This window comes from Streptomyces sp. NPDC037288, assembly GCF_055603265.1.
In genome coordinates, this window is record NZ_JBVJVY010000029.1 from 76,628 (window position 1) to 101,705 (window position 25,078).

General features: G+C 72.0%; 26 protein-coding genes. 16 read left to right on the forward strand and 10 right to left on the reverse strand.

Going from position 1 to position 25,078, the window contains the following annotated elements; genetic code table 11:
• Window positions 1-84 precede the first annotated feature (84 nt).
• Complete coding sequence (locus ACZ7GZ_RS28390) at window positions 85-744, reverse strand: TetR/AcrR family transcriptional regulator (protein WP_471028452.1); 660 nt, start codon at window positions 742-744, stop codon at window positions 85-87.
• Window positions 745-847: 103 nt separating this feature from the next.
• Between ACZ7GZ_RS28390 and ACZ7GZ_RS28395 the strand changes: the two genes are divergently transcribed.
• From ACZ7GZ_RS28395 to ACZ7GZ_RS28420, 6 genes are all read left to right on the forward strand, one after another.
• Window positions 848-1,642 carry an acetoacetate decarboxylase family protein gene (locus ACZ7GZ_RS28395; RefSeq protein WP_471028454.1) on the forward strand — a complete coding sequence of 265 codons (795 nt, stop codon included), beginning with the start codon at window positions 848-850 and terminating at the stop codon, window positions 1,640-1,642.
• Between the two features lie 5 nt (window positions 1,643-1,647).
• Window positions 1,648-2,532: an SDR family NAD(P)-dependent oxidoreductase gene (locus ACZ7GZ_RS28400; protein WP_471028456.1), complete on the forward strand. Its 885-nt coding sequence runs from the start codon at window positions 1,648-1,650 to the stop codon at window positions 2,530-2,532.
• A 12-nt stretch (window positions 2,533-2,544) separates the two neighbouring features.
• Window positions 2,545-3,831: an amidohydrolase family protein gene (locus ACZ7GZ_RS28405; RefSeq protein WP_471028457.1), complete on the forward strand. Its 1,287-nt coding sequence runs from the start codon at window positions 2,545-2,547 to the stop codon at window positions 3,829-3,831.
• Window positions 3,828-5,057, forward strand: coding sequence for an amidohydrolase family protein (locus ACZ7GZ_RS28410; protein WP_471028459.1), 1,230 nt, complete (start codon window positions 3,828-3,830; stop codon window positions 5,055-5,057). Before ACZ7GZ_RS28405 ends, ACZ7GZ_RS28410 begins: the two co-directional genes overlap by 4 nt.
• 25 nt (window positions 5,058-5,082) lie before the next feature.
• Window positions 5,083-5,793: a VIT1/CCC1 transporter family protein gene (locus ACZ7GZ_RS28415; protein ID WP_471028460.1), complete on the forward strand. Its 711-nt coding sequence runs from the start codon at window positions 5,083-5,085 to the stop codon at window positions 5,791-5,793.
• Window positions 5,794-5,917: 124 nt separating this feature from the next.
• A complete protein-coding gene (locus ACZ7GZ_RS28420) occupies window positions 5,918-6,967 on the forward strand; it encodes a zinc-dependent alcohol dehydrogenase family protein (RefSeq protein ID WP_471028462.1) in 1,050 nt (349 codons plus the stop codon).
• A gap of 14 nt (window positions 6,968-6,981) precedes the next feature.
• On the opposite strand, the gene ACZ7GZ_RS28425 is transcribed toward ACZ7GZ_RS28420, so the two are convergent.
• From ACZ7GZ_RS28425 to ACZ7GZ_RS28435, 3 genes are all read right to left on the reverse strand, one after another.
• Window positions 6,982-7,986 carry a CopD family protein gene (locus ACZ7GZ_RS28425; RefSeq protein ID WP_471028464.1) on the reverse strand — a complete coding sequence of 335 codons (1,005 nt, stop codon included), beginning with the start codon at window positions 7,984-7,986 and terminating at the stop codon, window positions 6,982-6,984.
• Between the two features lie 100 nt (window positions 7,987-8,086).
• A complete protein-coding gene (locus ACZ7GZ_RS28430) occupies window positions 8,087-9,463 on the reverse strand; it encodes a CoA transferase (protein WP_471028465.1) in 1,377 nt (458 codons plus the stop codon).
• Window positions 9,464-9,539: 76 nt separating this feature from the next.
• Window positions 9,540-11,069 carry a S8 family peptidase gene (locus ACZ7GZ_RS28435; RefSeq protein ID WP_471028467.1) on the reverse strand — a complete coding sequence of 510 codons (1,530 nt, stop codon included), beginning with the start codon at window positions 11,067-11,069 and terminating at the stop codon, window positions 9,540-9,542.
• A 260-nt stretch (window positions 11,070-11,329) separates the two neighbouring features.
• Here ACZ7GZ_RS28435 and ACZ7GZ_RS28440 point away from each other — a divergent pair, with 260 nt between their 5' ends.
• The 3 genes from ACZ7GZ_RS28440 (at window position 11,330) to moaA (ending at window position 14,469) form a co-directional block, all read left to right on the forward strand.
• The gene (locus ACZ7GZ_RS28440) at window positions 11,330-11,686 is read left to right on the forward strand and encodes a DUF485 domain-containing protein (protein WP_471028470.1); all 357 of its coding nucleotides are present in this window, start codon (window positions 11,330-11,332) and stop codon (window positions 11,684-11,686) included.
• A complete protein-coding gene (locus tag ACZ7GZ_RS28445) occupies window positions 11,683-13,308 on the forward strand; it encodes a solute symporter family protein (RefSeq protein WP_471028471.1) in 1,626 nt (541 codons plus the stop codon). The genes ACZ7GZ_RS28440 and ACZ7GZ_RS28445 overlap by 4 nt, the downstream gene beginning before the upstream one ends.
• A gap of 171 nt (window positions 13,309-13,479) precedes the next feature.
• Complete coding sequence (gene moaA / locus ACZ7GZ_RS28450; protein WP_471028473.1) at window positions 13,480-14,469, forward strand: GTP 3',8-cyclase MoaA; 990 nt, start codon at window positions 13,480-13,482, stop codon at window positions 14,467-14,469.
• Here the strand turns inward: moaA and ACZ7GZ_RS28455 are convergent.
• Window positions 14,466-14,684 carry a hypothetical protein gene (locus ACZ7GZ_RS28455; RefSeq protein WP_471028476.1) on the reverse strand — a complete coding sequence of 73 codons (219 nt, stop codon included), beginning with the start codon at window positions 14,682-14,684 and terminating at the stop codon, window positions 14,466-14,468. The genes moaA and ACZ7GZ_RS28455 overlap by 4 nt on opposite strands.
• 226 nt (window positions 14,685-14,910) lie before the next feature.
• Window positions 14,911-15,303: a DUF3099 domain-containing protein gene (locus ACZ7GZ_RS28460; RefSeq protein WP_471028477.1), complete on the reverse strand. Its 393-nt coding sequence runs from the start codon at window positions 15,301-15,303 to the stop codon at window positions 14,911-14,913.
• Window positions 15,304-15,505: 202 nt separating this feature from the next.
• Here ACZ7GZ_RS28460 and ACZ7GZ_RS28465 point away from each other — a divergent pair, with 202 nt between their 5' ends.
• On the forward strand, window positions 15,506-15,793 hold the full coding sequence (locus ACZ7GZ_RS28465; protein WP_471028479.1) for a GlsB/YeaQ/YmgE family stress response membrane protein: 288 nt from the start codon (window positions 15,506-15,508) through the stop codon (window positions 15,791-15,793).
• Between the two features lie 99 nt (window positions 15,794-15,892).
• Here the strand turns inward: ACZ7GZ_RS28465 and tyrS are convergent, their stop codons facing one another.
• The 3 genes from tyrS to ACZ7GZ_RS28480 form a co-directional block, all read right to left on the reverse strand.
• Window positions 15,893-17,161, reverse strand: coding sequence for a tyrosine--tRNA ligase (tyrS, locus tag ACZ7GZ_RS28470; RefSeq protein ID WP_471028481.1), 1,269 nt, complete (start codon window positions 17,159-17,161; stop codon window positions 15,893-15,895).
• Window positions 17,162-17,226: 65 nt separating this feature from the next.
• Entirely contained in the window at window positions 17,227-18,621 is a 1,395-nt protein-coding gene (locus ACZ7GZ_RS28475; RefSeq protein ID WP_471028482.1) for a metallopeptidase TldD-related protein, read from the reverse strand.
• Window positions 18,618-20,141 (reverse strand): TldD/PmbA family protein, encoded by a 1,524-nt coding sequence (locus ACZ7GZ_RS28480; RefSeq protein WP_471028484.1) that lies wholly within the window; start codon window positions 20,139-20,141, stop codon window positions 18,618-18,620. The genes ACZ7GZ_RS28475 and ACZ7GZ_RS28480 overlap by 4 nt, the downstream gene beginning before the upstream one ends.
• 240 nt (window positions 20,142-20,381) lie before the next feature.
• Between ACZ7GZ_RS28480 and fabG the strand changes: the two genes are divergently transcribed.
• From fabG to ACZ7GZ_RS28495, 3 genes are all read left to right on the forward strand, one after another.
• The gene (gene fabG, locus ACZ7GZ_RS28485; protein WP_471028485.1) at window positions 20,382-21,086 is read left to right on the forward strand and encodes a 3-oxoacyl-[acyl-carrier-protein] reductase; all 705 of its coding nucleotides are present in this window, start codon (window positions 20,382-20,384) and stop codon (window positions 21,084-21,086) included.
• Window positions 21,087-21,091: 5 nt separating this feature from the next.
• Window positions 21,092-21,859 (forward strand): enoyl-ACP reductase FabI, encoded by a 768-nt coding sequence (gene fabI / locus ACZ7GZ_RS28490; protein WP_471028487.1) that lies wholly within the window; start codon window positions 21,092-21,094, stop codon window positions 21,857-21,859.
• Window positions 21,860-22,053: 194 nt separating this feature from the next.
• Window positions 22,054-22,404: a hypothetical protein gene (locus tag ACZ7GZ_RS28495; protein ID WP_471028489.1), complete on the forward strand. Its 351-nt coding sequence runs from the start codon at window positions 22,054-22,056 to the stop codon at window positions 22,402-22,404.
• Window positions 22,405-22,414: 10 nt separating this feature from the next.
• Here the strand turns inward: ACZ7GZ_RS28495 and ACZ7GZ_RS28500 are convergent, their stop codons facing one another.
• On the reverse strand, window positions 22,415-23,107 hold the full coding sequence (locus tag ACZ7GZ_RS28500) for a FadR/GntR family transcriptional regulator (protein ID WP_471028491.1): 693 nt from the start codon (window positions 23,105-23,107) through the stop codon (window positions 22,415-22,417).
• Between the two features lie 70 nt (window positions 23,108-23,177).
• Between ACZ7GZ_RS28500 and ACZ7GZ_RS28505 the strand changes: the two genes are divergently transcribed.
• The 3 genes from ACZ7GZ_RS28505 (at window position 23,178) to ACZ7GZ_RS28515 (ending at window position 25,067) form a co-directional block, all read left to right on the forward strand.
• A complete protein-coding gene (locus tag ACZ7GZ_RS28505; RefSeq protein WP_471028492.1) occupies window positions 23,178-24,503 on the forward strand; it encodes a CynX/NimT family MFS transporter in 1,326 nt (441 codons plus the stop codon).
• A 44-nt stretch (window positions 24,504-24,547) separates the two neighbouring features.
• Entirely contained in the window at window positions 24,548-24,667 is a 120-nt protein-coding gene (locus tag ACZ7GZ_RS28510) for an SGM_5486 family transporter-associated protein (RefSeq protein ID WP_471028493.1), read from the forward strand.
• Window positions 24,668-24,860: 193 nt separating this feature from the next.
• Window positions 24,861-25,067: a hypothetical protein gene (locus tag ACZ7GZ_RS28515; RefSeq protein ID WP_471028494.1), complete on the forward strand. Its 207-nt coding sequence runs from the start codon at window positions 24,861-24,863 to the stop codon at window positions 25,065-25,067.
• Window positions 25,068-25,078 lie beyond the last annotated feature (11 nt).

Here is a 25,078-nt window from a genome sequence, read left to right on the forward strand (position 1 = left end):
TCGCACACGCGCGCGTGCGGCGCGGCGGCAGGTTGACGGGTGCCGTGAAGTCGCCGCCGCGCATGCGCGCCCGCCCTGAGCCCCTCAGCCGGCCGAGTCGGGTGGGCGGGTGGGAGAGGCCGGTGGCAGCAGGGACCGCACCAGCGCTCGTACGGCCGTCACGAACAGCCGCTCGGTGTCCACCGGGCGGGCCAGCGCACGCGCCAGCGCCGGGTCGTCCCCCGCCGATACCGCACGCCACAGTTCCTCCTCGCCGGGATGCTCTGCCGGCGCCCGCTCGCGGTTGCGCTCCACCAGCACATGCCCGACGGCCTGGAACTGCACCGCGCGGACGAACTCGGCGGCCCGCGCGCCACGCAACCCGGCCGCGTGCGCCTCGCGCACCAGGACCTGCTGCGCGGGCAGGAACATCCGCTCGGTCAGGCCTCGTTCGTGCACCAGGGCCACCAGATGCGGGTGGTCGCGCAGCCGGCGGCGCAGCGCCCGCGCGACGGACACCACGCGCTGCTCCGGCGTGCGGCCCACCGGCCGGATCTCGCCGAGGTCGGCCACGGTCCGCTCCACGAGCGCGTCGAGCAGCGCCTCGCGGCCCCCGACGTGCCAGTAGATCGACGTCACGGCGGTGCCCAGCTCGGCGGCCAGCTTGCGCATGGTCAGGGCGTCCGGGCCGTGCTGCCGCACCAGCCCCGTGGCGGCGTCCAGCACCGTCTGGCGGCTCAGCGCACCTCTCGGGCCACTCGCCATGATCGCCCCCAACCCCATTGCCTGCACGTGCCTTTACCCCGCACGGAGTCTGCTGTAACTGTGTTACAGCTGACGATCCGTCAGGAGAGAGGTGGTACGGCGTATGGCACGCGTACGGTACGGCGCACGGACCGAGCGGGAGATCGCCGCGGCACGCGCCACGAGCGCGCGGATTCCCGACATCTGGTCCACCGGCGTGGTGGCTGTCTGGGAGACCGACCCGGACGCGGTCGCCGCGGTCCTGCCACCACCCCTCAAACCCACCGGCAGCCCGCTCGTGCGGGTGACCATCAGCAAGGTCGACCTCCCGGGATACCCCCTCGGCGCGGGCTCGTTCGCGGTCGCCGCCGCGCACGGCACGGCCGAGGGCTGGTACCCGCTGGTCATGCCGATGACCCACGAGCGTGCCCTCACCGGCGGGCGCGAGGTCTTCGGCGAGCCCAAGAAGCTCGGCGAGGTGACGGTCGAGCGCGACGGAGGCGGCGTACGCGCGGTTCTGGCCCGGCACGGCATCGCGTTCGTGGAGGTGCGCGGCACGGTCGGCGGCGAACTGCCCCTGCCGGAGCCGATCCGCAGGACCGACTTCTACTTCAAGTTCCTCCCCGCCGTGGACGGTTCGGGATTCGACACCGACCCGGTACTGGTGCACTGCGTGCGCCACGAGAAGGCGCGCCGGCTGGAGCGCGTCACCGGGGAGGTCGTCCTGCGCGAGTCGGCGTACGACCCCGTGGCCGACCTTCCGGTGCTGCGCCTGCGCGAGATCACCCTGGGCGAGAAGACCGGCGACCAGAGCGGCCGGGTCGTCGAACGGGTCGACGCCCAGGCGCTGCTCCCGTACGTCCACCAGCGCTACGACGATCCGCTGCAGATCCTCGACGCCCCGCCGGAAAGGGGCTGAGCCGCATGGACCTGCAAGCCGGACAGGTCGCCGTCGTCACCGGGGCGGCGAGCGGGGTCGGGCTCGCGATGGCCCGCCGGTTCGCCGCCGAGGGCCTGAAGGTGGTCCTCGCCGACGTCGAGGAGGCGGCACTCGACAAGGCCGCGGCCGCCCTGCGCGCCGAGGGCGCCGACGTGCACGCGCGCGTGGCCGACGTCGGCGAACGCGCCCAGGTCATGGAGCTGGCCGAGGCGGCGTACGACACCTACGGCGCCGTGCACGTCCTGTGCAACAACGCGGGCGTCGGCTCGGGCGCCGAGGGCCGGATGTGGGAGCACGACCCGAACGACTGGCGGTGGGCCTTCGCCGTCAATGTGTGGGGGGTCTTCCATGGCGTCCAGGCGTTCGTGCCCAGGATGATCAAGTCGGGTCAGCCCGGTCACGTGGTCAATACATCCTCCGGTGACGGCGGCATAGCACCGCTGCCGACGGCCTCCGTGTACGCGGTCACCAAGGCGGCCGTCGTCACCCTGACCGAGTCCCTGTACGCGCACCTGAAGGCCGAGCACGCGCGCGTGGGCGCCTCGGTGCTCTTCCCGGGCCCGCACATGCTGCGCACCGGCCTGTGGGAGTCGCACCGCAACCGCCCCGCCCGCTACGCCAAGCAGCGCCCGCGCAGGACCCCCTACCGCAGCCTCGAGCAGTGGGAGGCGGCGATGCGCGCGGCCGGCCAGGAGGTCCGCTTCACGCCCGTCGAGGAGGTCGCCGACCTCGTCGTGACCGGCATCCGGGCGGACCGCTTCTGGCTGCTTCCGGCGAGCGAGCACAGCGACGCCCAGATCCGCGGGCGGGCCCGGTCGATGCTGGACCGGGCGAACCCGTCGTACCTCGAAAGCTTCGTCCTGGACTGAGCGGAGGCCCTGGTGAGCGCATACGACGACCCCTATCTGATCATCTCCTCCGACTGCCACGCCGGACTCCCCACCGAGGAGTACCGGCCCTATCTGGAAAGCCGTTTCCACCGGGACTTCGACGAGTTCCTCGCGGGCCAGGGCCGGCGCCGCGAGGAGATGACCCGGCTCGGCATCCGCAACGAGGCCTTCGCCGACCAGTGGTTCCGCGACCACGAGGAGGGCCTGCGCGGCGGCTGGGACACCGCGCAGCGCCTGAAGGAACTGGACGGGGACGGCGTGGCCGCCGAGGTGGTCTTCCCCGACGCCGACGCCGTCGACAGCCGCACCGCCGCGCCCTTCGGCGTGGGCCTCGGCCTGACCGGCGACCAGGATCCGCACCTGGGCATGGCGGGCGCGCGGGCGCACAACCGCTGGCTCGCGGAGTTCGTGTCCGAGCACCCCGAACGGCACTGCGGGGTCGCCCTGTTGCCGGTCACCGGCGAGGTGACCGAGGCCGTCGCCGAGATCCACCGGGCCAGGGAGTCCGGCCTCGGCGCGCTGATGATCCCGGCGATGTGGGCCGGCAGGGAGCCGTACCACGACCGCCGTTACGACCCGGTGTGGGCGGCCGCCGCCGAGTGCGGCATGCCGGTACTCACCCACTCCGGTGCCGCCCCGCGTGCGGAGTACGGCGACCACCTCGGCATCTTTGTGAGCGAGGTGACCTGGTGGCCGGCCCGGCCGCTGTGGTTCCTGCTCTGGTCCGGCGTCTTCGAGCGCCACCCGGGTCTGCGCTTCGGCGTCGCCGAGTCCGGCTGCTGGTGGCTGCCGAACCTGCTGTGGTTCATGGACCGCCTCTACCTCGGCGCGCACGGCGGCAAGAAGCTCTCCCCGTTCGAGGAGCTGAAGCGCCCGCCGCACGAGTACCTCGACCGGCAGGTGTTCGTCTGCGCCACCAACACCAAGCGGCGCGAACTGGCCCAGCGGTACGAGATCGGCGTCGACAACATCCTCTGGGGCAGCGACTTCCCGCACCCCGAGGGCACCTGGCCCGACACGCGCGCGTGGCTGCGCCGTACCTTCCACGACATCCCGGTGGGCGAGACCCGCCGGATGCTGGGCCTCGCGGCGGCGGAGGTCTTCGGCTTCGACGTCGAGAAGCTGGCGCCGCTCGCCCGCCGCATCGGTCCGACCCCCGCCGACCTCGGACAGCCGGCCGGCCAGGCGGCCGTGGAGGAGTCCTGGGCGCGTTCACGCGAGACGGGCCGGCACTGGCTGACCGACGAGGACTTCCCGTTTCTGGGGGTGACCCGGTGAACGACACCCGCTACACCGTGATCTCCGCCGACTGCCACGCGGGAGCGGATCTCCTGGACTACAAGCCGTACCTGGAGAAGCGGTACCACGACGACTTCGACGTCTGGGCGGCCACCTACGTCAACCCCTACGAGGACCTGCTCGCCGACTCCGCCGACCGCAACTGGAACTCCGAGCGGCGCCTCGCGGAGCTGGAGGCGGACGGGATCGTGGCGGAGGTGATCTTCCCGAACACCATCCCGCCGTTCTTCCCGTCCGGCTCGCTCATGGCCCCGCCGCCGGGCGCCGAGGACTTCGAGCGGCGCTGGGCCGGACTGCGCGCCCACAACCGCTGGCTCGCGGACTTCTGCGCGGCAGCGCCGGGCCGCCGGGCCGGCGTCTTCCAGATCCTGCTCGGGGACGTCGAGGAGGCCGTCAAGGAGATCCGGTGGGCCGCGTCGGCGGGCCTGAAGGGCGGCCTGATGCTGCCCGGCACCCCGCCCGGCTCCGGCCTGCCCGAGCTGTACTCGCGCACCTACGACCCGGTCTGGGCCGCCTGCGCGGAACTCGGCGTCCCCGTCAACCACCACGCCGGCTCGGCCTCCCCGCCGCTCGGCGAGGAACCCGCCGCCCGCGCGGTGTTCATGGTGGAGACGACCTGGTTCTCCCACCGCGCCCTGTGGCACCTGGTGTTCGGCGGCGCCTTCCGCCGTCACCCGGACCTGAGACTGGTCCTCACCGAACAGGGCTCCGGCTGGATCCCCGGGGTGCTCGGCATGCTGGACTACTACCACGGCCGCCTGGTCGCCGCGGCCACGCGGGCGGACACCGCGGAGGCCAAGTTCGGCGCCGGACTGGCCGACGGTATGGGCGCGCCGCCCTCCCGGGTCTGGCGGGACCACTGCTTCGTCGGCGCCAGCTTCATGCGCCCGCACGAGGTGCCGCTGCGCGACCGCATCGGCGTCGACAAGATCATGTGGGGCAGCGACTACCCGCACGACGAGGGCACCCATCCCTACACCCGCGAGGCCCTCCGCTTCGCCTACGCGGGCGTCCCCCACGACGAGCTCACGGCGATGCTCGGCGGCAACGCGGCCCGCGTCTACGGCTTCGACCTCGGCCTCCTCGACCCCATCGCCGCGAAGGTGGGCCCGACGGCGGCCGAGATCGCCGAACCGCTGACGCGACCCCCGGCGGACGCGACCAGCCCGGTGTTCGCACGGGGGGCGTCGGTGCGGGTGTGGTGACGGCGGGGGTGCGATCCTCCCTGCTGTGACGGAACCAACCCATGACGAGGCGCACGTCGGTGCGCTGGGCTCCCGCCTGAACTGGCTGCGGGCGGCCGTCCTCGGGGCGAACGACGGCATCGTGTCCACCGCCGGACTCGTCGTCGGCGTGGCCGGTGCGACGGACTCCCGCGCCGCCCTGCTCACGGCGGGGCTGGCCGGCCTGCTCGCCGGGTCGATGTCGATGGCGGCGGGCGAGTACGTGTCCGTGTCGACCCAGCGGGATTCGGAGATGGCCGCACTGGCCCTGGAACGGCGCGAGCTGCGCGAGCAGCCGGAGATGGAGCTGGAGGAGCTGACCGGGCTGCTTCGGCAGCGCGGGCTGTCCCAGGAGGTCGCCCGGGAAGCCGCAGAGCAGCTCACCGCGCGGGACGCGCTGAAAGCCCACGCGCGCGTGGAGCTCGGCATCGACCCGGACGAGCTGACCGACCCCTGGCACGCGGCCTGGGCGAGTTTCCTGGCCTTCACCGTGGGCGCGCTGCTGCCCCTGCTGGCCATCGTGCTGCCCCCGGCCGCCTGGCGGCTCCCGGTCACTGTGGCGTCCGTACTGGCCGCGCTCGTCCTCACCGGGTGGAGCAGCGCCCGGCTGGGAGCGGCCGACCCCAAGCGCGCGTTGCTGCGGAACGTGCTGGGCGGGGCGCTCGCGATGGGGGTGACGTACGCGGCGGGCAGCCTGCTGGGCGCGGCAGGCGCGTGAGCGCCCCCGTCCGGGTTCCACGGCACCCGGGGCGAGCGGCCCCCGCACCCGACGTCGTACCGTGAGGTGCGCTCGACCACCCCCTGAGCGCACCGTACGACCCCGCACGAGAAGGACCCTCGCCATGCGCGCCACCACCATCCACGCCCCGTACGACATGCGCGTGGAGGACGTCCCCGAGCCCGTGGTGCAGTTGCCCACCGACGCCGTGGTGCGGGTGCTGCGCGCCTGCATCTGCGGCAGCGACCTGTGGGCCTACCGTGGCGAGGCGGCCCGGCAGCCGGGCCAGCGCATCGGGCACGAGTTCCTCGGGGTCGTCGAGGCGACCGGTTCCGAGGTGAGCACCGTCAGGCCCGGTGACCTGGTGGTCGCGCCGTTCATGTGGTCCGACGGAGTCTGCGACTACTGCCGCGAGGGCCTGACGACGTCCTGCGAGCACGGCGGCTTCTGGGGCTCCGTCGGCTACGACGGCGGCCAGGGAGAGGCCGTGCGCGTGCCCTTCGCCGACGGCACCCTCGTCCAGCTCCCCAAGGACGCGGCCTCCGACGACCACCTGCTGTCCGCCCTGCTGACCCTCTCCGACGTCCTGGGCACCGGCCACCACGCCGCTCTCGGCGCGGGCGCCCGCCCCGGTGCCACGGTCGCCGTCGTCGGTGACGGCGCGGTCGGCCTGTGCGCCGTCCTGGCCGCCAAGCGGCTCGGCGCCGAGCGGATCATCGCGCTGGGCCGGCACGAGATCCGTACCGACATCGCGCGCCGCTTCGGCGCCACCGACGTCGTCGCCGAGCGCGGGGACGCGGCCGTCGACGCCGTCCGTGAACTCACCCGCGGCCAGGGCGCGCACGCCGTTGTCGAGGCCGTCGGCACCGAGCAGTCCATGCGGACGGCCGTCGGCATCACCCGCGACGGCGGTGCGATCGGCTTCGTGGGCGTGCCGCACGGCAGCGGCACCGGCCTCGACCTCGGCGTCATGTTCGACCGGAACATCGCCCTGCGCGGCGGTGTCGCCCCGGTCCGCGCCTACATCCCGGACCTGCTGCCGGACGTCCTCGACGGCACGATCGACCCCTCCCCGGTGTTCGACATGACCGTCGGCGTCGAGGGGGTCCCCGACGGCTACAAGGCCATGGACGAGCGCACCGCCCTCAAGGTGCTCGTCACCAACGACCAGTAGCCGGTCACGGCCGGTCAGCTCCAGCGGATCGGCAGCGGCAGCGCGGTGAGCAGGCCCGAGACCGCGACGACCGCGCCCAGTGCGACCAGCTCGGCCCGCGCGGGGGCGTACGCGCTCAGCGGGTCGGCGGCGCGGCGCAGCCGGATCCGCGCCCACAGGGCGAGCAGCGCGACGGCGGCGACCAGGGTGACCTTGGCCAGCAGGGTGCGTCCGTACGCCGTCGTCGTCAACTGGTCCAGGACCGTGGCCGACGGCATGCGGCGCAGCGAACTGCACACGCCCGTCGCGGTGATCGCCGCGAGCAGAACGGCCGCCACGCGCGCGTACCGGCAAAGCAGCGCGGCCCCGGCCGGGTCGCCGCGCCACAGCCTGAGCAGCCGCACGGCGTGCAGCAGGCCGCCGGCCCACAGCGCGGCGCACGTCAGGTGCACCAGCGTCAGCCCCGAGCCGGTCAGCGGGCTCTGTTCGGTCGTGGGATGGGCCCGCAGCGCCTCCGCGACCACGACCGCGGCCAGGGGCCACACCTGGGCCGCCGGGCGCCGCGCGAGCACCGCCGCCAGGAGGAAGGCGTTGACCTCCAGCAGGGCCAGTTCGCCGTCACGGGAGCCGTACAGGCCGCCGACGTCGATCTGGCCGAGGCGGTGCGGGATCAGATTGCCGGCGGACACCACCGAGGCGAGCGCCAGCGCGGCGACGAAACCGGCGACACAGGCGAACGGCGCCCAGCTGCGCGGCCGTTGGGGCGGGACGGCGGGCAGACGCCGGGCGAGCCGGTGCACGAACAGCTCACCGAGGGGAACGCTGAGCGCGGCGAACAGCACCGTGCGCAGCAGCCCGATGCCACCGGCCCCCGGAGCGGCGGCCTCCCCGGTGCCGTGCAGGGCCGCCGACGGCCCGAGCAGTGGGATCAGAGCGCCCAGTGCCACCAGGGCCAGCAGGGCGGCGGCCCGGCCGGTGCCGGGCCGCCGGGTGCGGCCGTCTTCGTCGCTCACCTCGGCGGACGGTCGTATCAAGCTCACTCCGTGATCCTCGCCAGGCGCCGCAGAACGGGGCAAGTCCCGGAAAACAACCGGCGGTACGGCATTCCACGCGTACGTACGTTTCCGGCCGTCCGCGCACTCACCGCCAGCGGGCGCTGTCCGACCCCCAGGGCACCGGAGGGCGAGCCCAGTCGGCGGGGCCGCCCGTGAAGGACACCGGTGGCAGCGCGTGCCGCAGCCGGCCGAGCGGGCTGCCGGTCTCGGCCAGCCAGGCCTGCGGCCCCTCGTACGGCGCGCCCGTGGCCGCGGTCGGCCGGATCCCGTCCGTCAGCCAGAGCGCGGTCCGGGCCAGCGCGAGCCGCACCCACCGGCCGCCGCCGTCGTACGACTGCTCGGTCAGCGCCCGCAGGACGGCCGCCGCCAGCAGATGGCCGGTGCCGTGGTCCAGGGCCTGAGCGGGCAGCGCACCGGGCTGGGCGGCCGAACCCTCGGTCGTCGCGATACCGGTCGCTACCTGCACCAGGCTGTCGAAGCCGCGCCGCCCGCCCCAGGGGCCGTACGCGCCCCACGCGGAGACCTGCGCGACGACCAGCCCGGGCCGGCGCGCGAACAGCGCCTGCGGGGAGAGCCCGAACCGGTCGAGTGCGCCCGGCCGGTAGCCGGTGACGACGACGTCGGCCGAGGCCAGCAGTTCCTCGAAGGTGTCCCGGTCGGTGCCCAGGTCGAGCGTGGCGGACCGCTTCCCGAAGCCCGTGTCGGCGTGCTGGTCGGGGAGCTCGGGCAGCCAGGGGGCGTCCAGGCGGAGCACGTCCGCGCCCAGCAGGGCCAGGGTGCGCGTGGCGACCGGGCCGGCGAGGACCCGGGTGAGATCCAGTACGCGCAGCCCGGCTGCGGGCAGCAGTGAAGCGGCGGCCGGGTCCAGGGGTGCGAGCACGCGCGCGGGTGCCGTGGTGGGCCGCTCGCGTTCGACCAGCGGCCGTGCGGCCACCTCGGCGGCCTGCTCGTGCGCCTGCCACTCCTTCGGGGTGCGCAGGGCCACGGCGAGGCCGCCGGCGCCGTAGACCGCCTCCTCGGCCTCCAGCGCCGAGTGTTCGGCGAGCCGGGCGGCCACCGCCTCCACCGAGGCGTCCGCCGGCAGACCGAGCGCGCCGAGCAGCCGGGCCCGGTGATGGGGGTAGTTGGCGTGGGTGCGCACCCAGCCGTCGGCCGTCCGCCAGAACCGCGACAGCGGCGCGAAGGCGACCGGCGGCCGCCCGTCGACCAGCAGATGCCGTTCACTGTGGAAGGCGGCCGCGACGGCGCCGTCGTCGACCCGGACGCGGGGCACCTCGGTGAGGCGCGCCCGGCGGGCCGCCAGCTCCGCGGCGGCCAGCGCGCAGGTACCGACACAGGCGCGGGCGAGTTCCCGCACGGGAAGGCGCGCCTGGAGCGCGCCTTCCCGCGGCACGGTGGTGACCCGCGCGACAGCGGCGGGATCGCCGCCCAGGGCGGACCACGCGAACTTGATTCCAGTCATGACTGCACTATGCAGTATTGACTGAATCAATAGGTTGAGCGGCTGCCGGCCTTGCTGCAAGCTGCCGCCTGCCTTGCTACTCGACCGCGCGCAGCGCGTCGACGACGCCGAAGCCGTAGAAGCCGTTGACGCGCGTGCCGCCGACGCAGGTCGCGTCCACGACTCCGTCCCCGTTCCCGTCGTAGGGCCCGCTCGGGCAGCCCGGGTTGTCCGCCTCCGCCTTCAGGAGGGCCTGCAGCTGGGCCGGAGTGGCGTAGGGATGCGCCGACTTCAGCAGCGCGGCGACCGCGGCCACGTGCGGGGACGCCATCGAGGTGCCCTGCAGGAATCCGTACTGGTCGTTCGGCAGCGTGGACAGGATGCGTCCGTTCTTCGACGGCGTGTCCGGGACCTGGTACTTGTCGCCGCCCGGCCCCGCCACGTCGATCACCCCCTGGCCGTAGCTGGAGTAGTACGACTTGGCACCCTTCACGCCCACCGCGCTCACGGTCACCACGCCGGGCAGCTGGGTCGGCACGTCGAAGCACTCGTGCGGGTCGACCGAGCGGGTGGTGGCGGTCGAGTCGTCGGGGCTGGAGCCGTCCGTGAGGGCGTCCGCGTCCAGGTCGTCGTTGGAGTTACCCGCGGCGGCCACATTGAGCGTGCCCTTGCGCTGTGCATACGACTGGGCCCTGTTGACCGCGTCAACGATGGCACGTTGATCGGGATCATCCATGCAGTTGTACAGCCATGGATCAACGTAGTAGCTGTTGTTGGTGATCTGGATGCCATGGTCCGCGGCGAACACGAACGCGCAGACCACGCTCTCCGGATAGAACAGCGAGGTCGCGTCCGGCTGGGCCACCGTGATGCTCGCGACCTTCACGCCCGGCGCCACGCCCGCCACGCCTGTGCCGTTGCGGGCCGCGGCTATCTCGCCGGCCACGTGGGTGCCGTGGTAGTGATCGGCGTCCGCCGGCCGCCACGCGCCGTACGTCGTGTCCGCCTTGCCGCTCACACAGTTCGCCGACTGGGACGCGGAGAAGTTCGGGGCTATGTCCGGGTGGGTGTCGTCGACGCCCGTGTCGATGACACCGACGGTCACGCTCGGGCTGCCCGGGTTGATCCGCGCGGCCTTGTCGGCGCCGATCGCCCGCAGATCCCACTGGTCCGCCTCCAGGGGCTCCTCGCCCGCTGCGGCGCTGCCGGCGAGCTTCGCGGCCTCCGCCTTCGACAGGACCTGCACGGCGCCCTCGTCGGTCGTCCCCGCGGCGCTCAGCGGCGCCGTACGCGTGGCGCCCGCCGAGTCGACCCCGCGCACCGCGCGCATCCGGGCCCCGAAGTCGGGGTTCGCCGAGTGCACGACGATCACGCCGATCCGGTCGTAACGGGCCACGACGGTGCCGCCGTTGCGGGTGATCTCGCGCTGCACCGACTCGATCGTGCGGTGATCCGTACGGGTGTTGACCACGTACGCGAGATTCGGTCCGTCGTCCGCCGCCCGCGCCGCCGGGGCCGCGGCCGGTGCCGCCGAGGCCGTCGCCGGCAGGAAACCGAGCGAGGCGGTCAGCGACAGCACGACCGGCACGGCGAGCGCGAGCCGGCGTCTGGAGCGCAGATGAGCCATGGGATCTCCACATCATCCGGATACAGAACCGCCCGAGACACAGATCGGTGCTCGGGCAGGTACATGACGGGTGTTGCAGGCAGAAGCTATCCCCCCGCCTCGCCGCTCAGCAATGACTCGGCAATGACTCGCCAGGAACGCTTGCGAAAGAACTCATAGGACTTGAACCCGTCCTCGCGTGGCGCCGTGGACCTCGGACAGGGAGCGCGAGCACCATCGAGCCCCGTCCACTCACCGCATCCGCAACGCGAGGAGACCCCGTGGCCACCGAGACACCGCCCCCCGCGACACCGGGGGCGCCCCTTCCCTCCACCGAGGAGTTCGCCGATGTGCAGCAGAGCGCGGAGTTCGGTGAACTGCGCCGCGCCCACCGCTCCTTCGCCTTCCCGCTGACCGTCGCCTTCACCGCCTGGTACCTGCTGTACGTCCTGCTGTCCAACTACGCGGGCGGCTTCATGGGCACCAAGGTGGCCGGCAACATCAACGTGGCCCTCGTCCTGGGCCTCGCCCAGTTCCTCACCACCTTCCTCATCGCCTGGTGGTACGCCCGGCACGCCGCCGCCCAACTCGACCCCAGGGCCAAGGCCATCAAGTCCCGGATGGAGGGCGGCGCATGAGCCCCGCACAGCACACCCTGCTGGCCGCCGGTGAGGCCGGCGAGCACCGGACGCTGATCATCACCCTGTTCGCGGTGTTCGTCGCCGCCACCCTCGTCATCACCGTCTGGGCCGGCCGCCAGACCAAGGACGCCGCCGACTTCTACGCGGGCGGACGCCAGTTCACCGGCTTCCAGAACGGCCTCGCCGTCTCCGGCGATTACATGTCCGCCGCGTCCTTCCTCGGCATCGCGGGCGCCATCGCCCTGTTCGGATACGACGGCTTCCTGTACTCCATCGGCTTCCTCGTCGCCTGGCTCGTCGCCCTGCTCCTGGTCGCCGAGCCGCTGCGCAACTCCGGCCGCTACACCATGGGCGACGTCCTGGCCTACCGCATGCGCCAACGCCCCGTCCGCACGGCCGCCGGCACCTCCACGATCGTCGTCTCGATCTTCTACCTGCTGGCCCAGATGGCGGGCGCCGGGGTCCTCGTCTCGCTGCTGCTGGGCATCACCAGCGACGGCGGCAAGATCGGAATCGTCGCCCTGGTCGGCGTCCTGATGATCGTGTACGTCACCATCGGCGGCATGAAGGGCACCACCTGGGTCCAGATGGTCAAGGCGGTGCTGCTGATCGCCGGCGCCCTGCTGCTGACCTTCCTGGTCCTGCTGAAGTTCCACTTCAACATCTCCGATCTGCTCGGCAGGGCCGCCGACAACAGCGGCAAGGGCGGGGCCTTCCTCGAGCCGGGCCTGAAGTACGGCGCCACCGGCACCACCAAACTGGACTTCATCTCGCTCGGCATCGCCCTGGTCCTCGGCACCGCGGGCCTGCCGCACATCCTGATCCGCTTCTACACCGTGCCGACGGCGAAGGCCGCCCGTAAGTCCGTCATCTGGGCGATCGGCCTGATCGGCGCCTTCTACCTGATGACCCTCGCCCTCGGCTTCGGCGCGGCGGCCCTCATCAAGCCGGACGAGATCATCGCCTCCAACAAGGCCGGCAACACCGCCGCCCCGCTCCTGGCACTGCATCTGGGCGGCGCCCACTCCACCTGGGGCGCCGTCCTGCTCGCCAGCATCTCCGCCGTCGCCTTCGCCACCATCCTCGCGGTCGTCGCGGGCCTGACCCTGGCCTCGTCGTCCTCCTTCGCGCACGACATCTACGCCAACGTCATCAAGAAGGGCCAGGCCACCGAGAAGCAGGAGATCGGCGCGGCCCGCTGGGCGACCGTCGGCATCGGCGCGGTCTCGATCGTCCTCGGCGCCCTGGCCCGCGATCTGAACGTGGCCGGCCTGGTGGCCCTCGCCTTCGCGGTCGCCGCCTCCGCCAACCTGCCGACCATCCTCTACAGCCTGTTCTGGAAGCGGTTCACCACCTCCGGAGCCCTGTGGTCGATCTACGGCGGCCTGGTCACCGCGGTCGGCCTGGTGCTGTTCTCGCCGGTGGTCTCCGGCAAGCCGGCCTCGATGTTCCCCGACGTCGACTTCCACTGGTTCCCGCTGGAGAACCCCGGCATCATCTCCATCCCCGTCGGATTCCTGCTCGGCGCCGTGGGCACCCTGCTCTCGAAGGAGGTCCCGGACGCCGGCAAGTACGCCGAACTGGAGGTCCGGTCCCTGACCGGCACCGGAGCACACTGACGGGAGTGCCCTGACGTTCGTACGACGGCCGCGTCGTGACGGGACTGTACAGTCCTACGACGCGGCCTCGCCGTACCTCGTCGGATCGGGTCGCTGTCGTTGTCGGTGGTGTCGCGTAGGCTCGCAAGTGACGGAAGACAACAGCTTCGGGATTCGCGGGAGGGGGCCCACGTGCTCATCGACACCTACGGCCGAGTGGCCACCGACCTGAGGGTCTCGCTGACCGACCGCTGCAATCTGCGCTGCACGTACTGCATGCCCGAGGAGGGCCTGCAGTGGCTGGCCAAGCCCGACCTGCTCACGGACGACGAGATAGTCCGCCTCATCGACATCGCCGTGCGGCTGCTCGGCGTCGAGGAGGTCCGCTTCACCGGCGGCGAGCCCCTGCTGCGCCCCGGTCTGGTGGGCATCGTCGAGCGCGTCGCGGCCCTCGCCCCGCGCCCCCAGATGTCCCTCACCACCAACGGCATCGGCCTCAGGCGCACCGCGACCGCCCTGAAGGCCGCAGGCCTCGACCGGGTCAACGTCTCCCTGGACACCCTCCGCCCGGACGTCTTCAAGACCCTGACCCGGCGCGACCGCCACAAGGACGTCCTCGAAGGCCTCCAGGCCGCCCGCGATGCCGGTCTGACCCCGGTCAAGGTCAACACGGTCCTGATGCCGGGCCTGAACGAGGACGAGGCCCCCGACCTGCTGGCCTGGGCCGTGGAGCACGACTACGAACTCCGGTTCATCGAGCAGATGCCCCTGGACGCCCAGCACGGCTGGAAACGGGACAGCATGGTCACCGCCGGGGACATCCTCGCCTCCCTGCGCACCCGCTTCGACCTCACCCCCGAGGGCTCCGACACACGCGGCTCGGCCCCGGCGGAGCGCTGGCTGGTGAACGGCGGCCCGCACCGGGTCGGCGTCATCGCCTCGGTCACCCGCCCCTTCTGCGCGGCCTGCGACCGTACCCGCCTCACGGCCGACGGCCAGATACGCACCTGCCTGTTCGCGACCGAGGAGACCGATCTCCGCGCGGCCCTGCGCTCCGGCGCCCCGGACGAGGAGATCGCGGGCATCTGGAAACTGGCGATGTGGGGCAAGAAGGCGGGAGCGGGCCTGGACGACCCGTCCTTCGTCCAGCCGGACCGACCGATGTCGGCGATCGGCGGCTAGGACCCTCCGGGCTCCTGCCAGTCCGCGAACTCCACCACGTCCTTCAGGAAGCCCCGCACGCCGAGGAACTGCGACAGATGCTCGCGGTGCTCCTCGCAGGCGAGCCATGTCTTGCGCCGCTCCGGCGTGTGGATCTTCGGGTTGTTCCACGCCAGCACCCACACCGCGTCGGCGCGGCAGCCCTTGGCGGAGCAGACCGGGGTCTCGTCACTCACAGGTTCGTCTCTGGTTCGTCTCACAGAAGGGGCGCAAACAAGGCGACGCCGAGCAGCCACGGGGGGAGCTGCCCGGCGTCGGTCCGTCGCTCCGACGGGGGATGCGGAGCGCGTACGCAGTATGTCACGGGTACCCCACCCACCGGCACTGGAACTGCATGATTGATCTGAGCTTTTCTTGAGATTGACGGGCGGCTCCATTCCGCTTCCGCCGCTGCCGCTGTGGTCACGCGGGGCCGGGACGCTCACCGCGCGCCCCCGTCGGACGAGCCGCCGAGTCCTGTGGAACGGACTCCTCCTGCGCCGCCTCCGCCCGCGACGGAGTGATCATCGGCCGCATCGGCGCGGCGACGAACGTCGACGGAAGGGACGGCGGGCGCTCCCGGCCCGCGTTCGCGATCACCACGGCGATATAGGGGAGCACCGCGCCGAGCACGAGCGCCACGAGCGCGACGTGACGCTCGACGTTCCACAGCGAGACGGCGAGAATCACCGACGCCGTGCGGATCGTCATCGAGATGACGTACCGCCGCTGCCGGCCCCGCACATCCTCCGCGAGTCCCGTCCGGGCTCCGGTGATCCGGAACACCTGGACGCCGCCATCGTGCTGTTTCCGCATCACATTCCACCATCCGCCCGCATCGGACCCTGCCCGACCTCCCACGTTACGCCGCGGCCACGCCGCCTACGAGACCGGGTGGCCCACTGCCCGCGGTGCCGTCGCCGGCCCTGCCGCGCACGGGGGAACCCGACATGCGCCGTACGGCCCACCGGCCCACACTTGCCGTAATGCTCACGTCGAGCCGTACGAGGAGGCAGCCATGGGCTGGTTGTGGGCGATCATCGTGGGATTCGTGCTGGGCATCATCGCCAAGGCGGTCATCCCGGGAAAGCAGCACAGCCCGCTGTGGCTGACCACCATCTGCGGCATGCTCGGCGCCATCGTCGGCAACGCGCTCGCCCGCGCCCTCGGGGTCGAGGCGACCCGCGGCATCGACTGGAGCCGGCACATCTTCCAGCTGGTCGCGGCGATCATCATCGTCGCGGCGGTCGACGCCCTCTACATGGCGACGCTGGGCAAGAGGAAGCAGCAGCGGGTCAGAGTCTGACCACCCCCTGAAGGGAAGCACCCCGAAAGGGGCGCGGAGAACTGCGCCACAGGCCACGACGAAGCCGCAGCCCGCAGAAGACCCCACGCCCCCACGGCGCTACCCGGCAACAACCTCCACCGCCGCAAGGTTCTTCTTCCCCCGCCGCAGCACCAGCCACCGCCCGTCCAGCAGATCCTCCTTGCCCGGGACGGCATCCTCGGAGGCGACCTTGACGTTGTTCACGTAGGCACCGCCCTCCTTCACCGTCCGCCGCGCAGCGGACTTGCTGGCGACGAGACCGACCTCGGCGAACAGGTCGACCACCGGACCCAGCTCGGCGACCTGGATGTGCGGCACCTCGGACAGCGCCGCCGCCAGCGTCCGGCCGTCCAGCTCCGCCAGCTCGCCCTGCCCGAACAGGGCGCGGGACGCGGCGATGACCGCGGCGGTCTGCCCGGCACCGTGCACCAGGGTCGTCAGCTCCTCGGCGAGCGCCCGCTGCGCCGCTCGGGCCTGCGGACGCTCCTCGGTCTGCCGCTCCAGCTCCTCCAGCTCCTCGCGGGACTTGAAGGACAGGATCCGCATGTACTTCGAGATGTCCCGGTCGTCCACGTTCAGCCAGAACTGGTAGAACGCGTACGGCGTGGTCATCTCCGGGTCGAGCCAGACGGCGCCGCTCTCGGTCTTGCCGAACTTGGTGCCGTCCGCCTTGGTCATCAGCGGGGTGGCCAGGGCGTGCGCCTCGGCGCCCGGCTCCAGCCGGTGGATCAGGTCGAGACCCGCCGTGAGGTTGCCCCACTGGTCGCTGCCGCCCTGCTGGAGCGTGCAGCCGTACCGCCGGTACAGCTGCAGGAAGTCCATGCCCTGCAGGATCTGGTAGCTGAACTCCGTGTAGCTGATGCCCTGGTCCGACTCCAGACGGCGGGCCACGGAGTCCTTCGTCAGCATCTTGTTGACCCGGAAGTGCTTGCCGATGTCCCGCAGGAACTCGATCGCGGAGAGGTTCGCGGTCCAGTCGAGGTTGTTGACCATGACGGCCGCGTTCTCGCCCTCGAAGGAGAGGAACGGCTCGATCTGGGCGCGCAGCTTGCCGACCCAGCCGGCCACCGTCTCCGGATCGTTCAGCGTGCGCTCCGCCGTCGGGCGCGGGTCGCCGATCAGGCCCGTCGCGCCGCCCACCAGGGCCAGCGGCCGGTGCCCGGCCTGCTGGAGCCGGCGCACCGTGAGGACCTGCACCAGGTGCCCCACGTGCAGTGACGGCGCTGTCGGGTCGAAACCGCAATAGAACGTGACGGGACCGTCCGCGAGCGCCTTGCGCAAAGCGTCCTCGTCAGTGGACAGGGCGAACAGCCCCCGCCACTTCAGCTCGTCGACGATGTCCGTCACGGTTCTCGTGTCTCCTCGGTGATCTTCGGGCAGTCGGGTGACACCCGACCACGAACGCTACGAGGTTATACGCCCTGACTGACAGAGCTCATGTTGAAATCCGGGATCCGCAGCGCGGGCATCGCGGCCCGGGTGAACCAGTCGCTCCACTCGCGCGGCAGCGTCTTCTCCGTACGGCCCGCCTCCGTGGCCCGCCGCAGCAGGTTCACCGGCGACTCGTTGAACCGGAAGTTGTTCACCTGCCCGGTCACCTCGCCGTTCTCGACGAGGTAGACGCCGTCCCGGGTCAGGCCGGTGAGCAGCAGCGTCGCCGGGTCGACCTCGCGGATGTACCACAGGCAGGTCAGCAGCAGCCCGCGCCCGGTGCCCGCGACCATCTCCTGAAGCGAGCGGTCGTCCCCGCCGTCCAGGATCAGGTTCCCGAGGACCGGGGCGACCGGCAGCCCGGTCAGGCCCGCACTGTGCCGGGTGGTGGTCAGGTGCTTGAGCACACCCTCGCTGATCCACTCGGTGGTGCGGGTCGGCAGACCGTTGTCGAACACGGACTGGTCGCCGCCGGAGGAGTGGGCGACCACGAAGGGCGGGCACTCCAGGCCCGGCTCGTTCGGGTCGCTGCGCAGGGTCAGCGGCAGCTCGCTGAGCCTCTCGCCGACACGCGTGCCGCCGCCCGGCTTGGAGAACACCGTCCGGCCCTCGGCGGCGTCGCGGCCCGATGCCGACCACAGCTGGTAGATCATCAGGTCCGCGACCGCGCTCGGCGGCAGCAGCGTCTCGTACCGGCCGGCGGGCAGCTCCACGCGCCGCTCCGCCCAGCCGAGCCGTACGGCCAGTTCGGCGTCGAGCGCGCCGGGGTCGATGTCCTTGAAGTCCCGCGTGGCGCGGCCCGCCCAGGCCGAGCGCGTACGGTCGGGCGACTTGGCGTTCAGTTCCAGCGTGCCGGTGGGCTGGTCGTGCCGCAGGCGCAGCCCGGTGGACGTGCCCAGATACGTCGACACCAGCTCGTGGTTGGCGAAGCCGTACAGCTCACGGCCGCCCGCACGCGCGCGTGCGAACGCCTCGCCGAGGGCCGGCGCGAAGTCGGCGAACACCGCGGAGGAGGTCTCGGCCGGCGCGTCCGTGAAGTCCGGCGACTGCGGCACATCACCGACCAGCGGCTGCGCGTCCTCGGCGGGCCCCGCACCCCGCGCGGCGGCCTCGGCGGCGCGCACCAGCGGCTCCAGTTCCTGAGCGGTGACCGCCGAACGCGACACGACACCGGAGGCGGTGCCCTCCTTGCCGTCCACGGTCGCGATCACGGTGAGCGTACGACCGCGTGTCACACCGTTCGTGGTGAGCGCGTTGCCCGCCCAGCGCAGGTTGGCGGTGGAGTGCTCGTCGGCGATGACGACGCAGCCGTCGGCCCGGGACAGCGCGAGCGCCTGCTCGACGACCTCGTGCGGCTTGTGGGTACGGGCGCTCATCGACCGGCCTCCTCGGTGGTGTTCAGAATGTTGACGCCCTTGAAGAGGGCGGAGGGGCACCCGTGCGACACGGCGGCCACCTGTCCGGGCTGGGCCTTGCCGCAGTTGAAGGCGCCGCCGAGGACATAGGTCTGCGGACCGCCCACGGCGGCCATCGAACCCCAGAAGTCGGTCGTGGTCGCCTGGTAGGCCACGTCCTTCAGCTGCCCGGTGATCCGCCCGTTCTCGATCTTGAAGAAGCGCTGTCCGGTGAACTGGAAGTTGTACCGCTGCATGTCGATCGACCAGGACCGGTCGCCGACGACGTAGATGCCCCGGTCGACACCCCCGATCAGGTCCTCCGTGGACAACCCGGCCGGGTCCGGCTGCAGGGACACGTTGGCCATGCGCTGCACCGGCACATGGGCGGGGGAGTCGGCGAACGCGCACCCGTTGGACCGGTCGAAGCCGGTGAGCCGCGCGATCCGCCGGTCCAGCTGGTAGCCGACCAGCGTGCCGTCCTTCACCAGGTCCCAGGACTGCGCCGCGACGCCCTCGTCGTCGTACCCGATGGTCGCGAGTCCGTGCTCGGCGGTGCGGTCCCCGGTGACGTTCATCAGCTCGGAGCCGTACCTCAGCTTGCCCAGCTGGTCGAAGGTGGCGAACGAGGTGCCGGCGTAGGCGGCCTCGTAGCCGAGCGCGCGGTCCAGTTCGGTGGCGTGGCCGATGGACTCGTGGATGGTCAGCCACAGGTTGGACGGGTCGACCACCAGGTCGTACAGGCCCGGCTCCACACTCGGCGCCCGCATCTTCTCGGCGAGCAGCTCCGGGATCCGCTCCAGCTCGGCGTCCCAGTCCCAGCCGGTGCCGGTCAGGTACTCCCAGCCGCGCCCCACGGGCGGGGCGACGGTCCGCATGGAGTCGAACTCCCCGCTCGACTCGTCGACCGACACGGCGGTCAGCTCCGGATGCAGCCGCACCCGCTGCTGGGTCGTCACGGTCCCGGCGGTGTCGGCGTAGAACTTGTTCTCGTGCACGGTGAGCAGCGAGGCGTCCACGTGACTGACGCCGTTCGCGGCCAGCAGTCGTGTGCTCCACTCCGTGAGCAGCGCCGCCTTCTCCTCGTCGGGCACGGAGAACGGGTCGATCTCGTACGACGAGATCCACGTCTTGTCGGCGTGCACCGGTTCGGCGGCCAGTTCCACGCGCTCGTCGGAGCCCGCCGCCCTGATCACCTGCGCGGACAGCTTCGCCATCGCCACCGCCTGCGAGGCGACCTTGGCCGCCGCGTCAAGGGTCAGGTCCACCCCGGACGCGAAGCCCCACGTACCGCCGTGCACGACCCGCACCGCATACCCGAGATCGGTGGTGTCCGACGATCCGGCGGGCTTGGCGTCGCGCAGCCGCCAGGACGCGCTGCGCACTCGCTCGAGACGGAAGTCCGCGTGCTCGGCCCCGAGCGCACGCGCGCGTGCCAGGGCGGCGTCGGCGAGGGCCCGTAGGGGAAGCGCCGTGAAGGCTTCGTCGATGGAATGGGGCACGGAGGTCTCCCTGCTGTCGTGGCCTGTCGGGTCCGATCATGTCGTGGGAGCGGCCCGGCGGACCACATGTTTCAGGCCCGGACCCGGGGTGTTCTGTAGGGATCCGACAGTGACACCCCCGCGCCACTGTCGGTGCCCGATTGCCCACGCGCGCGGCGCGACCGATAGGTTTTCGATGAAGCCGCCTGTCATCGGGCGGGTTGTCGGACATCTGCAGACCGCTATCGAAAGGGTGATCCGTTGAGCCGCTCGGTTCTCGTCACCGGAGGAAACCGGGGCATCGGCCTCGCCATCGCCCGCGCGTTCGCCGACGCCGGCGACAAGGTCGCGATCACGTACCGCTCGGGTGAGCCGCCGGCCGGCTTCCTCGCCGTCAAGTGCGACATCACCGACCCGGAGCAGGTGGAGCAGGCCTACAAGGAGATCGAGGACCAGCACGGTCCGGTCGAGGTCCTGATCGCCAACGCCGGCGTGACCAGGGACCAGCTCCTGATGCGCATGTCCGAGGAGGACTTCACCTCGGTCATCGACACCAATCTCACCGGCACCTTCCGCGTCGTCAAGCGCGCCAACCGCGGCATGCTGCGCGCCAAGAAGGGCCGCGTCATCCTGATCTCGTCCGTGGTCGGCCTGCTCGGCTCGGCGGGCCAGGCGAACTACGCCGCCTCCAAGGCCGCCCTGGTCGGCTTCGCGCGCTCCCTCGCCCGTGAGCTGGGCTCGCGCAACCTCACCTTCAACGTCGTCGCGCCCGGTTTCGTCGACACCGACATGACCAAGGCGCTCACCGACGAGCAGCGCCAGAACATCGTCTCGCAGGTGCCGCTCGGCCGTTACGCGCAGCCTGAGGAGGTCGCCGCGACGGTGCGGTTCCTCGCCTCGGACGACGCCTCGTACATCACTGGAGCCGTCATCCCCGTTGACGGCGGACTGGGAATGGGTCACTGATCACCATGAGCGGAATCCTCGAGGGCAAGCGCGTCCTGATCACCGGTGTGCTGATGGAGTCCTCCATCGCCTTCCACACGGCCAAGCTGGCCCAGGAGCAGGGCGCGGAGATCATCCTGACGGCGTTCCCGCGGCCCACCCTGACCGAGCGCATCGCCAAGAAGCTGCCCAAGCCCACCAAGGTCATCGAGCTGGACGTCACCAACGACGAGCACCTCGGGCGGCTGGCCGACGTCGTCGGCGAGGAGCTGGGCGGCCTGGACGGCGTCGTCCACTCCATCGGTTTCGCCCCGCAGGACGCGCTCGGCGGCAACTTCCTCAACACGCCGTTCGAGTCGGTCGCCACGGCCATGCACGTCTCGGCGTACTCCCTGAAGTCGCTCACCATGGCCTGCCTGCCGCTGATGCAGAACGGCGGCTCGGTCGTCGGCCTGACCTTCGACGCGCAGTACGCCTGGCCGCAGTACGACTGGATGGGTCCGGCCAAGGCCGCCCTGGAGGCGACCAGCCGCTACATGGCCCGCGACCTGGGCAAGCAGAACATCCGCTGCAACCTCATCTCGGCGGGTCCGATCGGCTCCATGGCCGCCAAGTCCATTCCGGGCTTCGCCGAGCTGGCCTCCGTGTGGGACACCCGTGCCCCGCTGGAGTGGGACCTGAAGGACCCGGAGCCGGCCGGCAAGGGTGTCGTCGCGCTGCTGAGCGACTGGTTCCCGAAGACCACGGGCGAGATCATCCACGTGGACGGCGGTCTGCACGCGATCGGCGCGTGACCGCTGCCGCTCCGGCGTGACGTACGGCCGAGGCCCGCACCCCTTCGGGGGCGCGGGCCTCGGCCGTAGCGTGACCGGGCGCGGGGTGTCACCCGTTCGGCCCACCGGCCGGGCGACCACCGGCCCGGGCGGCGCACCCTGGATTACGCGTTCACCCACGCGTCCCTCCGCAGCCCGGCCGAGGAGGTCCCCTTGTGCGCCTGTCCCGCAGCCTGGCCCCGGTGACCGTGGCCGTGGCCCTCGTGCTCTGCCTGCCGTACGAGGCGATGCCCTACGCGCGCGTGGACGACGGAAAGCCGCCCGCGCCGAACCTCTTCGGGGCCGTCTGCCGGACGACCGTCCGCGGCTCCCATGTGGTGGCCTACTGCCACAACCCCTATGTCGACACCGATCGCGTGCGTCTGCACATCGAGTGCGCCCGCTGGTGGGACATCGACACCGACAGCGCACCGGTGGGCACCGAGCCCGCCATGACCGTACGGCTCGCCGGCCGGTGCTGGAAGGAAGTCCGGTCGGTCTGGATCAGCCACCAGAGGGAGCGCTGAACCGGCTGGATCAGCCGCCGGAAGGCGCGCCGAACCGGCCCGGGCGGCACAGGAACGGATAGCTCGCGGCCTCGGCCGCCGCCGCCTCCGCGTCCCCGGCGCGGATCGCGTCCACCAGGCGTGTGTGCTCCATGTGCGTCTCCGGTGTCAGCTCCGCCCCCACGTCCGCGCGCAGCCAGTCCCGCAGCACCTCGCCCAGATCGGCGTACATCGCCGTCATCACGTCGTTGTGCGAGGCGGCCACGACGGCCAGGTGGAAGGTGGCGTCGGCGGTGACGAAGGGTTCCGCCTCGCCCGCCTCCCAGGCCGCCTCGCGCCGCTCCAGCAGCGCGTCCAGCTGCTTGAGGTCCTTCTCGGTGCGCCGCTCGGCGGCCAGCCTCGCCGCCGCCGACTCCAGCGCGGCGCGCAGCTCCGCGATGTGCCGGGGGTCGGCGCCGGCGAACCGGCGGTGCATCACGCCGGCCAGCTCGCTCGTCGCCACCACATAGGTGCCGGAGCCCTGCCGGATGTCCAGCAGACCGTTGTGGGCGAGCGCGCGGACGGCCTCGCGGACCGTGTTGCGGGCGACGCCGAGCTGCTCGACCAGTTCCGGCTCCGTCGGGATGCGCGAGCCGACCGGCCACTCACCGGAAGTGATCTGGTTGCGCAGTTCCGCGATGACCTGCTCGGACAGCGCCGAACGGCGCGGGTGGCTCAGGGGCATGGCCCACCTTCGCACGACGGTCCCGGGCTCGGAGTTCCCGGGAGTGGACAACCAATCATCCCATGATTCTATGATGAGTCTCATGGCATGTGAGGAAACCCGGACAGTGGAGACCCGTACGGCGATGTCCCCGACCGAACGCGGTACCGCCGCCGCGACCAGCACCCCCGAGACGCCACCCGGCGCGGGCCGCACGCGCGCGTGGGCGACCCGCCTGGTCGTGGTCGGCATCGTGCTGTCCGCGCTGAACCTCCGTCCGGCCATCACGAGTCTCGGCGCGCTCCTGGAGGAGGTCCGCGACGGGCTCGGGATGAGCGGAAGCGTGGCCGGCCTGCTCACCTCCGTGCCCCCGCTGTGCTTCGCGGTCTTCGGTGTCACCGCCCCCCGTCTGGCCCGCCGCTTCGGGCCGGCCGCGGTGGTGTGCACCGGCATGGCCGCCATCACCGCGGGCCTGCTGATACGGCCGTATCTCGGCAGCACGGCCGGCTTCCTGGCCGCCAGCGCGCTCGCCCTGATGGGCATCGCCGTCAGCAACGTGCTCATGCCGGTCATCGTCAAGCGCTGGTTCCCCGACCGGGTCGGCTCCATGACCGGCCTGTACTCGATGGCCCTCGCCCTCGGCACCTCCCTGGCCGCGGCGGTCACCGTGCCCCTGACGGACGCCTTGGGCGGCAGCTGGCAGTCCGGCCTCGCCGTGTGGGCCGCCATCGCCGGCGCCGCCGTCCTGCCCTGGCTGCCGCTCGTACGGGAGCACGGCACCGCGCCCGCCCAGCCGCAGGAGCCTGCGGCGGCGGAACAGCACGCGCCGCTGCGCATCACCCGCAGCCGCACCGCCTGGGCGCTCGCCGTCTTCTTCGGTCTGCAGGCCACCGCCGCCTACGTCACCATGGGCTGGATGCCGCAGATCTTCCGGGACGCCGGCGTCCCGGCGGGCACCGCGGGCGTGCTGCTCGCCGTCACCATGGTGATGGGCGTGCCGCTGGCCTTCGTCATCCCGCGGGTCGCCACCCGGCTGCCCCACCAGGGACCGATCGCCCTGGTCCTGGGCGTGTGCGGGCTCGCCGGATACGCCGGCCTGTACCTCGCGCCGGCGGCCGGAGCCTGGGCCTGGGCGCTGCTGCTCGGCGTCTCCAACTGCGCCTTCCCGCTGGCCCTCACCATGGTCGGCATGCGGGCCAGGAGCGGCCAGGGTGTGGCCCAGCTGTCCGCGTTCGCGCAGAGCACCGGCTATCTGATCTCCATTCCCGGCCCGCTGCTGGTCGGCGTGCTCTACCAGCACAGCGGCGGCTGGGGACTGCCGATCGCCCTCATGACGGGCCTGATGGTGCCGCAGATCATGGTGGGCTTCCTGGCGGGCCGCGACCGCACGGTCGAGGACGAGGCCGCCGCGCACTGACCCCCCGCGGAGGAGATCCGGAGGAAAAGTGCGAGACTGGGCGCATGCAGCCTGTGCTCGACCCGAACCCGCAGAACGGTCAGAAGAAGATGCTGCTCGTCTTCGGCTCGTTCTTCGCCATCTTCGCAGTCATCGCCGTCATCGCCGTCATCGCCTCCCCGTAACGGGCGAGGCCGGGCGGTCTCCCGGCCCGCGTCCGACGGCGGATGGTGGGGGTAGCCCCACATCCCCTAGGGGGCAAGGGTCAGGGTCAACTGGGTGGAAGTCCGGATGGGTTGGCGGCCCTGGATTCCGTAGCTTCGAGAGGTGACCGCACGACACGGTCAGGGACCCGCTCGAAGACCCACGGAGGCGATCATGTCGGCCCGCACCCCTTCCCGGCCCCACCCGGCGACCACGGGCGGCGTCGACATCCGGCTGCCCTGGTGGGCCCTCGCCCTGCCCGCGCTCGCCTTCATCGCCCTCCTCGTCCTGATACTGAACCCGTCGGACGCGCACGCGGCGAGCAGCGACCCGGCGATCACGCACCTCTTCGAGCGCGCCCAGCAACTCCTCACGCGCTGACGTGGCGCCTC